The 15,378-nt window shown below is 40.5% G+C and carries 14 protein-coding genes; 1 reads left to right on the forward strand and 13 read right to left on the reverse strand.

Annotated features, from left to right (window positions below; translation table 11 throughout):
• Position 1: 1 nt before the first annotated feature.
• The 4 genes from glmU to HMPREF9257_RS02520 form a co-directional block, all read right to left on the reverse strand.
• Positions 2 to 1,372: a bifunctional UDP-N-acetylglucosamine diphosphorylase/glucosamine-1-phosphate N-acetyltransferase GlmU gene (glmU, locus tag HMPREF9257_RS02505; RefSeq protein WP_006417762.1), complete on the reverse strand. Its 1,371-nt coding sequence runs from the start codon at positions 1,370 to 1,372 to the stop codon at positions 2 to 4.
• 70 nt (positions 1,373 to 1,442) lie between these two features.
• The gene (purR, locus tag HMPREF9257_RS02510; RefSeq protein ID WP_006417736.1) at positions 1,443 to 2,282 is read right to left on the reverse strand and encodes a pur operon repressor; all 840 of its coding nucleotides are present in this window, start codon (positions 2,280 to 2,282) and stop codon (positions 1,443 to 1,445) included.
• Positions 2,283 to 2,477: 195 nt separating this feature from the next.
• On the reverse strand, positions 2,478 to 3,320 hold the full coding sequence (locus tag HMPREF9257_RS02515) for a metal ABC transporter permease (protein ID WP_040466633.1): 843 nt from the start codon (positions 3,318 to 3,320) through the stop codon (positions 2,478 to 2,480).
• On the reverse strand, positions 3,269 to 3,973 hold the full coding sequence (locus HMPREF9257_RS02520) for a metal ABC transporter ATP-binding protein (RefSeq protein ID WP_006417746.1): 705 nt from the start codon (positions 3,971 to 3,973) through the stop codon (positions 3,269 to 3,271). Before HMPREF9257_RS02520 ends, HMPREF9257_RS02515 begins: the two co-directional genes overlap by 52 nt.
• 163 nt (positions 3,974 to 4,136) lie before the next feature.
• Here HMPREF9257_RS02520 and HMPREF9257_RS02525 point away from each other — a divergent pair, with 163 nt between their 5' ends.
• Positions 4,137 to 4,745 carry a DUF2179 domain-containing protein gene (locus HMPREF9257_RS02525; RefSeq protein WP_006417874.1) on the forward strand — a complete coding sequence of 203 codons (609 nt, stop codon included), beginning with the start codon at positions 4,137 to 4,139 and terminating at the stop codon, positions 4,743 to 4,745.
• 270 nt (positions 4,746 to 5,015) lie between these two features.
• On the opposite strand, the gene HMPREF9257_RS02530 is transcribed toward HMPREF9257_RS02525, so the two are convergent.
• From HMPREF9257_RS02530 to HMPREF9257_RS02570, 9 genes are all read right to left on the reverse strand, one after another.
• Positions 5,016 to 6,227 carry a YcjF family protein gene (locus tag HMPREF9257_RS02530; protein ID WP_006417906.1) on the reverse strand — a complete coding sequence of 404 codons (1,212 nt, stop codon included), beginning with the start codon at positions 6,225 to 6,227 and terminating at the stop codon, positions 5,016 to 5,018.
• Between the two features lie 36 nt (positions 6,228 to 6,263).
• A complete protein-coding gene (locus HMPREF9257_RS02535; RefSeq protein ID WP_006417799.1) occupies positions 6,264 to 6,950 on the reverse strand; it encodes a zinc metallopeptidase in 687 nt (228 codons plus the stop codon).
• A gap of 282 nt (positions 6,951 to 7,232) precedes the next feature.
• Positions 7,233 to 8,531 (reverse strand): uracil-xanthine permease family protein, encoded by a 1,299-nt coding sequence (locus tag HMPREF9257_RS02540; protein ID WP_006417908.1) that lies wholly within the window; start codon positions 8,529 to 8,531, stop codon positions 7,233 to 7,235.
• A 171-nt stretch (positions 8,532 to 8,702) separates the two neighbouring features.
• A complete protein-coding gene (locus HMPREF9257_RS02545; RefSeq protein ID WP_006417798.1) occupies positions 8,703 to 9,512 on the reverse strand; it encodes an ABC transporter ATP-binding protein in 810 nt (269 codons plus the stop codon).
• 12 nt (positions 9,513 to 9,524) lie between these two features.
• Positions 9,525 to 10,430 (reverse strand): ABC transporter permease, encoded by a 906-nt coding sequence (locus HMPREF9257_RS02550; RefSeq protein ID WP_006417870.1) that lies wholly within the window; start codon positions 10,428 to 10,430, stop codon positions 9,525 to 9,527.
• Between the two features lie 39 nt (positions 10,431 to 10,469).
• Positions 10,470 to 11,423 (reverse strand): ABC transporter substrate-binding protein, encoded by a 954-nt coding sequence (locus HMPREF9257_RS02555; protein WP_006417806.1) that lies wholly within the window; start codon positions 11,421 to 11,423, stop codon positions 10,470 to 10,472.
• A 16-nt stretch (positions 11,424 to 11,439) separates the two neighbouring features.
• The gene (locus HMPREF9257_RS02560; RefSeq protein WP_006417842.1) at positions 11,440 to 12,411 is read right to left on the reverse strand and encodes an ABC transporter substrate-binding protein; all 972 of its coding nucleotides are present in this window, start codon (positions 12,409 to 12,411) and stop codon (positions 11,440 to 11,442) included.
• A 339-nt stretch (positions 12,412 to 12,750) separates the two neighbouring features.
• The gene (locus HMPREF9257_RS02565) at positions 12,751 to 13,461 is read right to left on the reverse strand and encodes a SanA/YdcF family protein (RefSeq protein WP_006417731.1); all 711 of its coding nucleotides are present in this window, start codon (positions 13,459 to 13,461) and stop codon (positions 12,751 to 12,753) included.
• Positions 13,462 to 13,578: 117 nt separating this feature from the next.
• On the reverse strand, positions 13,579 to 15,375 hold the full coding sequence (locus tag HMPREF9257_RS02570; protein WP_006417851.1) for an ABC transporter ATP-binding protein: 1,797 nt from the start codon (positions 15,373 to 15,375) through the stop codon (positions 13,579 to 13,581).
• Positions 15,376 to 15,378: the final 3 nt, after the last annotated feature.

Below are 15,378 nucleotides of genomic sequence, written 5' to 3' on the forward strand. Positions count from 1 at the left end.
ATTATTTATTTATAAACTTGGGATAGTAATTGGGAATATTAGTTTGGCGTGACCGCGCAATTCCCATCGCGTCTTCAGGTATGTCATCGGTAATAACCGAACCTGCTGCTGTTACAGTTCGTGGTCCAATCTCGACTGGAGACATAATTTTTGTATCACAACCAATAAAAGCTTGATCGCCTACTGTAGAGCGATGCTTGTACTTACCATCATAATTGACAAAGATGGTTCCACAACCTATGTTAATATCTTTGCCTAAGTCGACATCGCCAATATAAGTTAAATGACCTGATTTAGTGCCCTTACCAATCGTCGAATTCTTCACTTCAACAAAATTGCCAATATGGACTTCATCCATTAAATGAGAATTCGGTCTTAAATGAGCAAAAGGACCTATGGTTGCAGCCCGCTCTACTGTAGACTTTTCTATCACAGATTGACTAATTTGCACCTGATCGCCAATTTGACTATCACAAATCTCAGAATGGGCTCCAATATAGGCATGACTACCAATTCTGGTTTGTCCTTTTAAAGAGACGCCACCTTCAATCACTGTATCTGGGCCAATTTGAACTTGGGCCTCAATATAAGTTGTGGCTGGGTTAATTAGAGTAACGCCATTCAACATATGTTTGCGGTTAATCCGGCGGCTCATCAAACGACCTGCTTCTGCTAAAGCAAGGCGGTCATTCACACCTAAAGCTTCGTCTGCATCAGCCATAACGTGAGCGGCAATCAGATGTCCTCGTTCTTGTAAGAGGCCAATCACATCCGGCAGATAATATTCACCTTGTGCATTGTCGTTAGTGACTAAATCTAACATTTCAAATAAGAGTTGATTATCAAAAACATATGTGCCGGTATTAATTTCAGTCACTAAACGTTCGACATCATTAGCATCCTTTTCTTCAACAATATGAGACACTGTCCCATCTGTTTGTCGAATTATCCGACCATAACCAAACGGGTTGTCGAATTGAGCGGTCAGGACCGTTCCCTTGGCACCACTCTGTTCATGAAAGTCGAACAGTTGATTAATTGTTTGGGATGAAATCAAAGGGGTATCCCCACAAATTACTAAAGTAGCCCCATCTTCTCCAGCTAAAATACTTTTAGCCTGTTGAACGGCATGTCCCGTTCCAAGTTGTTCTTCTTGAAGGGCATATTGACTCTTTTCACCTAGTAATTCTTTGACTGCTTGAGCCCCAAAGCCTACTACTGTCACTATTTGATCAACTTTTGCGGCTTGCACTGCATCCACAACATGTTCAATCATAGCGAGGCCATTCACTGGATGTAAGACCTTATATAGATCTGATTTCATCCGTGTTCCTTTACCAGCGGCTAAAATAACCGCTAACCGTTTTGACATTCTGCCACTCCTTTAAGCAAAAAATTTTCCAAATTTATTATAACGTTTTCAAGGCTTTTTTACTAGGAACTTAGATATTTTTTAATAAAGATCCTGGTTGGGCTATCAAATCATGGTGTCTCGTTTCTGAATTAAAAACCATATTGACCGACATTAAGGCTTGCATATCATAAGGTAGTCCATGATCGGGCGCCGTATTTTCGACTAAAACACAAACCCCTGCTTCATGACAATCAAATTCACCTAATAAAGTAATCAGACCATCTACTGTCCCACCATTGCGTAAAAAGTCATCCACAATCAAGACATTACTTCCTGCTTGTAGACTATCCTTGGGTAATTCCATCTTCATGACCGTTTGATAAGAACCTGAAACAAAGGATACGGAAATCGTCGGAGCCACTGAATCCTTGGAATCCCGTCGAACAACCACGGATGGCACATTCAATAAATTAGCGACCAAAGCAGCCAAGCCAACCCCTTTTGTTTCAATCGTCATCACTGCATCGATTCCCTGGTCGGCATAATGGCCAGCAATCAGTTTAGCAGCCAAATGCATAAGCTGCGGATCACGGATAACATCATTTAAGCTAATATAATTACCGGGTAAGACACGGGGACTGGCCTCCAAGATATGGGTCAACTTTTCTTTCAGCAATTTTTTTTCTGCCTTGCCTAAACTTGGTACAAAAATCATCCCACCGCCGGCACCCGTCTGCGAAATTATACTCCCAAATTCATATTTAGCAAATAAATCTCGTAAAATATCCATATCTTCACTCAATGAAGATTTAGATGCACTTAACTCTTCACTTACATCAGAAAATTGGATTAATTGATTAGGGCGTTCTAAAAAATAATGGGTTAAATAAATTAAACGTTCATTGCGTTTAGGTTTAGTCATTGTCATCAGGCCCTCCTTAAGCTTTGCCTTATTTTACCACAAAAAACAAACTTTAACAGTGTTTTTATTATTTTTAGTTCGTGAAACGATTTATTTAAAGAGAGGGCAGAAACGAAACCTAAGTGTTTCCTTTGCCGCCCTCTTGGTATAAGTGTATCTAGTATTTTAAATTAAACTTTGGTGTGTCTTTCCTTATTAAGTTTATAACTTGCTATCGGCTTGTATACGATGGCGTTGACTCTGAGACCAAATACGATGGCAGATCGTCACTACTACAAAAATAAGAATAAATGATAGCGTAATGGACGCACCTGGTGGTGTGTCAAATTGATAGGACAGCGTAATCCCAGCAAAGACTCCTAACAGATTAATCACAAAGGAAAAAAATATCGTTTGCCCAAAGCTCCGTGAAACTTTGATAGCAGTGGCTGAAGGAATAACTATAAGGGCTGAAACTAAGAGCGCCCCCACAATTGGCATCATAATCGAGATCGCCACCCCGGTTACGACTGAAAAAATAATAGACATCCACTTAACTGGTAAACCAGCTGTATAGGCTGTTGCTTCGTCGAAACTCATTACGTACAAAGGACGTTTAAAGATTAAATAAAGCACCATAACTACCAAAGCTAACCCATATAAAAGCTTCACTTCTTGATCTGATATAAGGATAATCGAACCAAATAAATATTGGTCAATATTAAAGACTTGTCCCGATGTATTAAAGGTAATCAGGACTAGGGCCACCGACATCCCCGTCGCCATCATCATGGCGACCGAAATTTCTGAAAAGTCTGCATAGACCACCCTTAAATATTCTATTAATAAAGAAGCTAGCACCACTACAATCAGCGTAGCATAAGTGGGACTCCATTGTAAAAGTAAGCCTAGGGCCACCCCGGCCAAAGAAATATGAGACAAAGTATCTGATAAGAGTGATTGTCGGCGCAGTATTAAAAAGAGACCTAAAATAGGGGTAATAAAGGAAATGGCTAAACCTGCGGCAAAGGCTCTTTGGATGAAGTCATACTGAAACATCTCCATGGGGTTCCCTCCTCTCTATGTAAATGAATCTCACGGTCATAATAGCCCTCCATCTCAGCATCCGCATGGGTTACCATCAAGATAGCTTTACCATGATGGCGGCATAAATGACGTAATAAATCATAAAAGGCGCGTCTTGATTTAGTGTCCATCCCATTCGTTGGTTCATCCAGGACGAAGAAATCAGGATCCGTTGCAAAAACCCGGGCCAGGGAAATCCGTTGTTTCTGACCACCCGATAAATCACCAATCAATTTATGACGTAGGTTGGTCATCCCCACTGAATCGAGGGCTCGCTCTACATGCTCTTGATCTTCTGCATCCAAGCGTTTAAACCACCGGTTCTTCGGATACCGGCCTGACTCAACAAACTCTTGAACCGTAGATGGAAAACCAGCATTAAATGAGGTGATATTTTGTGGAACATAACCAACAGATAATTTCTGTCCTCTTTGATTGATCTTGGCTAGTTTTACTTGTCCCGTTGCTGGATTTAATAAGCCTAAGATTGCCTTGATTAAAGTTGATTTAGCCGCTCCATTTTCACCGGTCAAAATCACAAATTCACCTAATTCCAGACTAAAATTGATATTATTTAAAACTTTTTCATTATCATAAAAAAATGATAAATTCGATACTTCTAGTAATGGCATAAGTACTCCTTTTTCTAGATTGTAAAAGTAATAATTACAATTGTATTTCCATATTACTCTGTCACCGCTTGAATAACAAGTTATATAATCGTTTTATTTTACATAGACTTTGCTTTCCTTTAGCATGGAAACATCGGGAAAATACAATAATGGAGGTTATTTAATGAACTGGACTGTGCTTTTCCAAATATTTTCAATCAATTTAATTTATATTATGCTAAACACTATGAGGGTGATTCTAACCACTAAAGGTTACCGAAATGTTGCTCCCTTAGTTGGTATTATCGAAGTCATTGTTTATACCTTAGGTCTTTCTATGGTCATGAAATTTCTTGATAATCCCATCTACCTGATTGCCTATGCCGTGGGCTTTGGAGTTGGGACCTACATTGGGATTTTAATCGAGGACAAAATTGCCTTGGGTTATTCGGCTATTCAAATTTTCTCCCCTTCTGATGACCACCGCTTAGCCAACAATCTTAGAGAGTTGGGTTATGGGGTCACGGTCCAACCAGCCTACGGAAGGGATGGGGACCGCATAGTCCTGACTGTCCTGACACCACGCTCTAATGAACGGGCGCTTTACCAAACCATTGAGGAAATAGACCCGAGTGCTTTCTATATTTCCTACGATGCCAAGGTTATCCATGGGGGCTTCTGGTCTAAACGCGTTAACCCGCTTGACTTTAAAGAAGGCCTATCTAAATTGCAAGGCAAACTCAATCAACCTCGGAAAGTTTCCAATCAAACTAAAGATGAGTTTATTCGCTGATAGGAGCAGGCAAGAAGCATGAAAATCTCTGATTTTCGCTTGCTGGAGCACTTGGATAAATGTAGTTGAGCTCATACTTTCGCTCAACTACTGGAGCGCTAACTTGTTTACCTCCAAGCGCCCCAGTAAGTGCTCCAATAGTTGAACAAAGATATGAGTTCAACTTCATTCAATAAAGAACCACTGCAAACCACCGCGTTACAATATTTTATTATCAAAAAATAGCTCTCCTTAAGAACAAATACTTAGGGAGAGCTTATTTGATTTATTTTATTTTTTCTTCTTATTAAATAAGGCTTGGGCCCAATCTACAACGTTCATATCTTTAAATCCTTCTGGCAGGACTTCACTTAAAGTTTCAAATTGTTCTTTCAAACTAGAATTCATCAGACGTTGGATTTCTTTAAGTGGCATATCCCGACCTGCTTTTTCAGCTAAGGTCACCTGCTTCAAGACCTCAATATAGGAATAAGCTAAGGCGACGGTTAAACTCGAAGCTGTTGCTCCTGAAATTAAACCACCGGTGACAGTGCCTAGACCCGGAATTAATTTAGTCGCCGATGACACCAAATATTTACCAATTAAGGTAGCTCCCCCAGTACCGCCGATACCAGCTAAAACTGATAAGATTTGCGATTTATCTAAGGATACACCAAAAATTGAAGAAATATGGGCTAACATGCCGATTTGCATTGGTACTAAGACGGCCGAATCAGCTACCGGAATTGGGATAAAGCCGACCCCAAAGGCAGTAGTGATATAACGTTTCGCCCAACGCCTAGCCCTTGCGACCTTGCGGTCTAGATCTACTTGTTGGGCATTAATAAAAGCCCCTTGACTTTCCTCAGGCAAAACTTCAATCGTCATATCAATCAAGGCTTGCAAACCAAAACTTGGTAAATATTCTTTACCCGTCAATAAATAGGGTTTAGCTAAGACTGGAATTATGGCCCGTACTGGTAGTTTCAATTCTTTAAGATAAGTTTCAAAATCTTTCCGTTCTTGACCTAAAGTTTGGGTTAAAACTAGAATGACAGGAACCTTTTTAGCTAAGGCTTGAATCAATTCAATCTCGAAATCCTCAATCCGGCCCATGCTGTTATTAATACAATAATAAACCAGATTAATCGCCGCTTTAGGTCCTTTTTGTGCTTGAACTTTAATTAAGTCTGCTAAAGTCGTCAAAACTTCTTTTTGGTTTCGTTGGCTCAACTCCAAGCCCTTGGTATCATACAGGACTACTGGTAAACCTTCTTTAGTAATTTCTTGAATATGCTGGGTAATCGGTTTACCCACCCCGGTTTGGGCAATTTTTTCGCGAAAAATTGCATTAATGAGGGTCGATTTACCTGACCCAGTTTTACCTGCGACAATAATATTGGCAGTCTGCATCTTATCCAGATGACTTTTACTTTTCGACTGTAAATCGACAGCCAAATTCGGATTAAATTTATTTGAAATAAGTCGGTTAATGAGACCCATTAACAACACTCCTTTATGTAATAAGACTAAGTTAGCTTAGTCTCGCCGACGAGAAATTAGAATTAGACGGAAGAGTTGCAAGGCGGTTGAAATGGCAGCAGCTACATAAGTAAAGGCAGCAGCCCGTAAGACCTTGCGCGCACCTGGTAACTCTGCCATTGAGAAGACTCCTTGACCTTCTAGGATTTGAAGTGCCCGTTTCGAAGCATCAAACTCAACCGGTAAAGTGACAATTTGGAATAGTAAGACAAGAGTAAAGGCAAAAATACCTAGTTTAACTAAGCCCATCCATTGCATCAATAAGCCAATAAAGATTAGAGGCATGGCTGCTTGTGAGCCAATATTTACCACCGGAACTAAGGCCGCCCGTAAACGTAGAAAACCATAATTTTGTGCATCTTGAACCGCATGCCCACATTCATGGGCCGCGACTGCTACTGCAGCAACTGAGGTTGAAGCATAAGTAGCTTCTGATAAGCGTAAGACCTTATTTTGAGGATCATAATGGTCAGTTAATTGACCGCGAATCGGTTCTATCCGAACATTATGAATGCCCGCACCTTGGAGAATTAATTGAGCAGCATCTTTACCTGCAATTCTTTTTTCCGTTTCTAAATCATTATACTTATTGAAGGTTGACTTCACCCGACTTGAAGCCCAACCAGCTAAAAGCATCCCAATAATTACTAATAGATAAGTTGAATCAAACATTGAATAGTACATAGGATTCCCTCCTTTTTTATACATTATTATAGCAAGAATCCCTCATTAGGTCATTTAGACTGCCTTCAAAAGAGGAATATAAATAAATTATAAGCGAATAAAAATAAAATTCGTCCACCTTTAGACCCAATTATTGCCTTCGAGTTATACTTCATATTTGAAACGGTAAATGATAAAGAAAAAGGGCTGGGCTTTCTGCCCAACCCCTGATTATTCATTCTATTTATCAATCACTCCAAGTAAAGTCTAAAACAGTAGGGGCAAGATGATTACTTGTCTCCTTTATTCTTCTAGATTACTTTCATGGGGCAATATTAAGTTTAGAGCTACACCCACTAAGGCAGATAAGGCGGTGCCTGAAATAACCAAGGCCGAGCCCGCCTCCAAGACCGCACCGCCTAAGCCAATCACCATCATGGCTGAGGCAATCACTAAATTACGTGATTGGTTGAAATCAACTCGGTTTTTGATCAGTACTTTCAAGCCATTTGAGGCAATGACGCCATATAAGAGAATTGACATGCCACCTAAGACAGCCGTAGGAATGGTCGCAATCAGGGCAGATAATTTACCTAAGAATGACATGGCAATCGCAATCAAAGCCGCATTTCGAATAACTGAAATGGAAGCAATCTTCGTTAAGGCAATCACTCCGGTATTTTCCCCATAGGTTGTATTGGCTGGTCCACCAATCAAGGCCGAAACAAAGGTAGCAATCCCATCGCCAGCCAAGGTCCGTTTCAAGCCAGGATTCTCTATGATATTCCGGCCAATAATTTCACTTAGAACGAGAGAGTCCCCCATGTGTTCAGCAATAGTGACAAAGGCAATCGGTAAGATAGCCCAGGCTTCCGGACCAAAATAAAACCTATACTGACCAAATTCTGGGATGGTGGTAGCAAACGGTAAACTTAGGTCTGGTAAACTAAACCAGGCAGCCTCTTTCACCTCCGTAAAATCAACTAAGCCAAAGAAAATCGCACAAATATAACCAACTAAAATAGCAACCAAGAAAGGAACCACCCGGATAAAGCCCTTGGCCTTGGTTTGGATCAAACTCGCGACGAGAAAAGTAACTAAGGCAGTGACAATCTGCTTCCAATCCCCATCTTCGATAAACCCGGCATTCTTCACCGCTGTACTAGCTAAGCCAAGCCCAATAACCATAATCATGGGACCAATCACAATCGGAGGAAAGAGCTTATTAATCCACTGACTGCCGGTGAATTTTACGATGGTGGCGACCAAGACGTAAAGGAGCCCTACCATCATAATCCCCGTTTGAGCGGCTGAAATATCACCACCTAATTGCTCTTTAGCAAAAGCCATGGCTGCAATATAAGCAAATGAAGAGCCCAGGTAGACTGGAGCTTTAAATTTAGTACAAACCATATAAATTAAAGTCCCTATTCCAGAGGCTAACAAGGCGGTTGAGACTGACATCTTTAAGACTAAGGGAACTAAAATAGTCGCTCCAAACATGGCAAAAACATGTTGGAAGGATAAGAGAATCCCTTGTTTAAGCGGTGGTGTTTGTTCAACCCCATATATTAACTGACAATTATTTGCACTTGTTTCCATTGTGTCCACTCCTTTTTTATTTGGCTTTTGGGCACACAAAAAGCCCTCTGATTTCCAAAGGGCTTTCCTCGAATTTATAAAAATTCAAACGGTACTTTTGCAAGCTCTCGGCTTGCATTAAAAGCCTTAAAATCTAAACCTAGTTTAGCATACTCTCTTAAAAAGGCAAGTTTATTCTGAAAGTAATAATTCATCTGAAACCAATTCTTGGCCAGCTGCTTGCTTAAAGAGATTCATTAAATCAGTAATAGTTAACCTAGCTTTCTCTTCACCTTTGACATCTAAGACGATTTTCCCTTGATGCATCATAATCAAACGGTTGCCTAGATTTAAGGCTTGTTGCATATTATGGGTAATCATCAAGGTAGTTAAATTTTGCTCTTCGATAATTTTTTGAGTAATATCGATAACCATCTCAGAAGTTTTGGGATCCAGGGCTGCGGTATGTTCATCCAAAAGTAATAGTTGGGGCTTGCGTAAAGTCGCCATTAATAAGGTAATTGCCTGTCTTTGGCCACCGGATAAAAGAGAAATTTCTGTGCCAAGACGGTCTTCCAAACCTAATCCTAGGGAAGCCAAGGCTTGTCGCATTTGTTGGCGGTCAGCTTCTTTAACCCCTTTTCTTAGACGATGACTTAAACCACGGCGTGAAGCTAGGGCCATATTTTCTTCGATGGTCAACCGTCCTGCCGTTCCCATCCGTGTATCTTGAAAGACATAAGATACCAATTTAGCCCGCTTATGACTCGGCCACCGGGTCACATCTTGCCCATCGATAGTAATACTTCCTTTGTCAGGACTATAGGCACCCGAAATGGTATTCATCAGGGTTGATTTTCCCGCCCCATTGCCCCCAATAATCGTCACAAAGTCTCCTAGATTTAGTTCAAGATTAAGACCTTTTAAGACATGGTTTTCATTGACTGTTCCTTGTTCAAAAATTTTATGGATATTATTTAACTCAAGAATTGTTTGGCTCATTATCTTATCCTCCTATGCCTTGCTTTGACTTCTACGACGCTTATGGCCTTTTTGGAATTCAGGCAGATAAAGAACAAAGCCAAGTAAAATCGCTGAAAACAGGCGTAAATCTGTCGGCTGGATATCAATCAAACCTTGATTTAAGATCATATCAATAATAAACCGGTAGACAAAGGAACCTAAAATTAAAGAAACTAAGCGGACACCAATCGACTTATTGGGTAAGATAACTTCTACCACCACGATGGAGGCTAAACCAATTACAATGGTCCCAATCCCCATCGAAATATCAGCAAAGCCATCCTTTTGAGCGACCATTGCGCCAGACAAAGCAATCAAGCCATTCGACACCATGTACCCCAAGGTCTTCATAGCTGCAATATTAATCCCATTGGCTTGACTCATCCGGTCATTGTCCCCGGTTGCGCGTAAGCCCAAACCAATTTCAGAGTGTAAGAAAGCAACTAGTAGTAGGATTACAATCACTAAAATAAGTAAAGAAACAATTGTTACACTCACATTTTTAGAAAAAGCAAAGTGATTTTGAAAGAGGGAATAAATGGTATCCTGACCCAAAAGGGAAATATTTGGCCGACCGGCCATGATATGTAAGTTAATAGAATAAAGTCCCGTCAACATTAAAATACCCGTGATTAATGGTGGGATGTTCAATTGGGTGTGAATCCACCCAGCCAAAGCTCCTGCCAAACAGCCTCCTACAAAGGATAAAAGCGTGGCAATAATCGGATTGATACCCGAACTAATCATAATCGCTGCGATCGCCCCCCCTAAAGGAAAAACACCTTCGGCTGATAGGTCCGGAATATCTAGTAAACGAAAGGTAATATATACCCCAATCGCCATTACCGCCCAGACTGTACCCTGGGTCATACTCGATGTTAATACATCAATCATCATCTAATTTCATCCTCTTTCTTGATTAATCACTTAATAAATCTATTTAATCGATGCTGGGTCTAAATTCAAAGCTTTCGCAAAATCTTCATTGACCACAATTTCATAAGCATCACCTAATTCAATCGGCATATCGCCTGGTTTAAGCCCTTCATCTAACATTTTAATTAACATCTTAGCTGTTTGTACCCCATAATCTTCATAGGAATTAGAGATAGTCGCTAAACCATTGGTTCTAACAACCGAATCGGATGAACCAATGGTTGGAATACCGGCTTCCTTGGCCGAATCTCCCACTAGGGTAATGGCACTATCAATGGTATTATCTGTCACCATAAACATGGCGTCGACTTGGTCTAACAGAGGATTTAGAACTTGGGCAATGTCATTGGTACCAGTGACTGTCGCCACCTGGGCTTTAAGGCCTGCTTTTTCAAGCAATTCCACTGCTTGGTCAGCCTGGATCTTAGAGTTTGTTTCTGAAGAATTATAGATTAAACCGACTGTCTTGGTATCCGGAAAATTCCGTACCAGCAAATCAACTTGTTCGTCAATCGGTGCTTGGTCACTAGTTCCGGTCACATTCCGCCCAGGGTTTTCCATGGAATCAGCTAAGCCAGCTGCTACTGGATCTGTAACGGCAGCAATAAAAATTGGTTTCTCACTTTCTACTGTAGCTAAAGCCTGAGCGGCTGGCGTAGCAATGGCAAACAAATAATCATTATCGCGGGCTAATTTTTCTGAGATGGATTGCAGGGTCGCTTGGTCACCATTGGCATTGGTTTGATCAATTTCAATCCGGTCACCATATTCAGAGGCCTCTAAAGTCTCTACAAAACCTTTATTGACTGCATTTAAGGCATCATGGTCTACATATTGTAAGATACCTACTTTGATGGGATCTTCAGCTGCTTGAACCTTACTTGGATTGAAAGTTAAGGGACTTGCTAACAAGGCAAGTGCTGCCAAACATTTTACTATATTATTTTTTTTCATGATAATTCTCCTTATTTTATTTGGTTTTAATTGATTCTGGATCTATGCCTAGAGCTTGTGCCACATCCTTATTGACAACAAGATCTAACTTAGCTGCCGTTTGAATAGGGATGTCTTTTGTATCTTTTCCACTTTTAACTTGGTCAACCAACATTTTAGCTGTTTGTTTACCGAGTTCATAATAGTCTAAACCGTAAGTCACCAAGCCCCGATTAAGGACCATATCTTTGGAGCCACCCACTAAAGGCAATTTGGCTTCAATTGCCATATCTCCAACTAACGTCATAGCAGAAGCAATCGTATTATCGGTCACAGTAAATAGGGCATCGACCTTATCAGCTACGAGGCTCTGCATCACTTGGGAAATATCATTTGTAGAAGTAACGGTTTGTTCAGCCACTTGGTAACCGGCTGCCTCTAGTTCTTTTTTAGCAAGTTTGGCTTCTGACACTGAATTTGCTTCTCCAGAGTTATAAATCAAGCCCACCTTTTTAGCATTTGGGGCAACTTGACTAATTAGGGCAACCTGTTCTTTCAATGGACCCGCATCAATGGTTCCGGTGACATTGGTATTGGGTTTTTCTAAAGATTCTACCAGACCCGCCGACACAGGATCTGTCACTGAAGAAATATATATGGGTTTTTCCTTTTCAATATTAGCCAAAGCTTGCGCCACTGGTGTCGCAATCGCAAAGAGGTAATCGCTGTTTTTGCCGACAGATTCTGACATGGACTGCAAATTGGCGTTATCTCCCGCTGCATTCACATAGTTTAATTCAAGATTTTTACCTTCTTCATAACCAGCTTCTTTAAGGCCATCGACAAAACCTTGATAATTTTGGTCTAGGGATTCATGTTCCACATATTGGATCACCCCAACCTTCAAGCTTTCATCTGCTTGCACCTGATTTTTATGCAAAGCTAAGGGGCTGAGTGTCATCCCTAAAGCTGAGAGAGTGATAAGTCCTTTGCGTAAATAGTCATACATAATAATTCCTCCTGTCTCTTTTCCAAGTAACAAAAAAACCGCCCGAGAATCAACTCGGGCGGAAAAAAGAAAAAGGATACTTTAAGAAAGGTCCTGCCACCCTTGATAGATTCTCATCTATAAGGGCGCATCAGAAGTACGGCTCCTTATAGATACAAACATTGTTTGTTAAGTGTTTGTATCTATAAGATTAGATACAAACACTATCTAAAGTAGCCGTAATAAAATGATTGACATGGTTTTAGTTGTGTCTTCATCATTTCTTACCTTCCTTAAATAATTGATTAATGATAATATACCTGTCTCATCTCATAATGTCAAGGGTTAAATTAGAAAAAACTAATCTTTTTCTAAGGATTGCTTGTCATCGGTTTGATTGCCGCTCTCATTAAGATCAAAACTATAATCCAAGAGGGTGTGCTTATTTTGGTAATTAAAATGCGTCGATAATACATCCTTAATCCGGGCGAGAATTTCTCGACTCTCTCGTTGAAAACGCGTGGAGTACGTCTCCTGGGCTGCGACCCCAAGTGCCTGAACACCTAATTGTTTGGCTATGTAGAGGGTCCGTGATAGGTGATAATTTTGGGTAATAAAAATGGCTTTATCAATCTTTAAGACATGTTTTAAGCGATAAATTGTATTATAGGTTGAGGTCCCTACGTGGTCTAAATAGATTTGGTTAGCGGGAATCCCTTTATCGATTAAGTAATTCTTCATGACTGCCACTTCATTATAATTATCTTGAAGGTGGTCACCGGACATAATGAATTTACGGTCCGGAGCTTCCTCAAAAACTTGATAGGCTTTATCCAAACGTAATTTAAGAATCTGACTAGGTTCTTCATTATTAATCACCCCAGCTCCAAGGACCACTACAGGCACCTGGTCTCCATAACCTTTACTTTGTAATTGGTCAATTACTACCGTGCGACTATAGCCATAAGCAATCATAGCCAAATTAATCATGATCACCAGAGCCAGAAAGGCTAAGATTAAATATGCAGAGCCTTTAGCTAAGATTTGTATAAATTTAAACAGGGCATCCATCCTAAAAGCTCCTTTATAAGTTAGTATCTGCTAGATTATAACAATCTGAAAGACAGAGAACAAGTCCCGAAAACTTAGAAAAGCTAGCAACAGCAAATCAATTAAATTCTTCTAAACTTAAGCTGAAGCAAATTGACTATTATATAGGTCAGCATAGCGACCCTGTAAGGCCATTAATTCATCATGGTTTCCTTGTTCAACAATATCGCCATGTTCCATATAAAGAATTCGGTCTGCATCACGAATCGTAGATAAACGGTGGGCAATCACGAAGGACGTCCTTCCTTCCATTAAATGGTCCATAGCTTGTTGGATTAAGACTTCGGTTCGGGTGTCCACCGAGGAAGTGGCTTCATCTAGGATTAAGACGGGGCGGTTTGCTAGAATTGCCCGCGCAATCGTCAATAATTGTTTTTGCCCTTGAGAAATATTATCCGTATTTTCATTTAACTCAAATTGGTAGCCCCCCGGTAGAGACTTAATAAAACGGTGGACGCGGGCAGCCTTGGCAGCTGCAATCACTTCTTCATCACTGGCATCAAGTCGACCGTAACGGATGTTTTCCATCAGCGAACCTTTAAATAACCAGGTGTCTTGTAAAACCATGGCCATGGCTTGTTGGTAAGACATTCGAGAGAAGTTTGTGGTTGGGCTCTTATCCAAGAGAATGGCACCTGCATTCACATCATAGAAACGCATTAAGAGCTTAACGATGGTTGACTTGCCCGCACCCGTAGGTCCGACTAAGGCCACCTTTTGCCCTGGTTGGATTTGAGTTGAGAAATCATGGACAATAATTTGGTCGGGTTGATAACCGAATTTAACGTGATCAAAATCTACCTGTCCTTCTATTTGAGCCACATCGATGCCTGCTCCGATTTCTTGATTTTCTTCATTTTCATCTAAGAATTCAAACACCCGTTCTGAAGCGGCAGCCATAGATTGCATTAAATTAAAAATTTGGGCTAATTGAGTAATCGGTTGGGTAAAACGGTTTACATACTGAGTAAAGGCTTGGATATTTCCTACCGCCATTCGGCCTTGAATGGTTAAATAAGCACCCACAATAACAACCGCTACATAACCCAGACTTGAAATAAAACGCATAATCGGGAACATAACCCCAGAAACAAACATTGCTCTCATGGTTTGGTCTCTCAAAGCATCATTTTTAATATCAAAACTATCCTTCATCGCCGTTTCTTGATTAAAGGCTGTCACAACTCTTTGTCCCGCATAGACTTCTTCGACTTGACCTGACACCTTACCTAAGGTCCTTTGCATGCCACGGAAGTAACGCTGAGATAATTTAAGAATAATCCGGACGATAACGACGGATACGGGAACAATAACCAAGACCACGAGTGCCATGGTGGTATTAATTGTGAACATAATAATCCCAATACCAATTAAGGTCATCAAAGAATTGAGCAATTGCGCAGCCGACTGACTCATGGTCATACCTAGGGTATCCACATCATTTACAATCCGTGATAAGATTTCACCGATATTCTGTGATTCAAAGTAAGACATAGGCAAGCGATTAATCTTAGCTAACATCCGCTTGCGAAGATTATATGTCACTGTTTCTGTAATCGTAATCATGGCATAGCCTTGAACCGCATTGAAAATACCAGAAACAATATAAAGGATTAAGACAGTTAATAAGACCCGACCTACCGCAGCTTGGTCAATACTGCCATGCCCTTGAATCATGGCTTGGACGCCTTCAAAAATCAAAGTCGTGGCTTTTCCTAATTGGACTGGTCCAAAAATAGTTAAGAGGGTGGCCATGATGGTTGAAAATAGGACTAAGATTAAGCCCCATTTATAGGCTATAATTTCTTTGACAATCCTTAAAATGGACCCGGTCACATCATTTGCTTTTTTATGTCTGTGTGCTTGATTTGCCATAAG

It is taken from the genome of Eremococcus coleocola ACS-139-V-Col8, assembly GCF_000183205.1.
Lineage (GTDB): Bacteria > Bacillota > Bacilli > Lactobacillales > Aerococcaceae > Eremococcus > Eremococcus coleocola.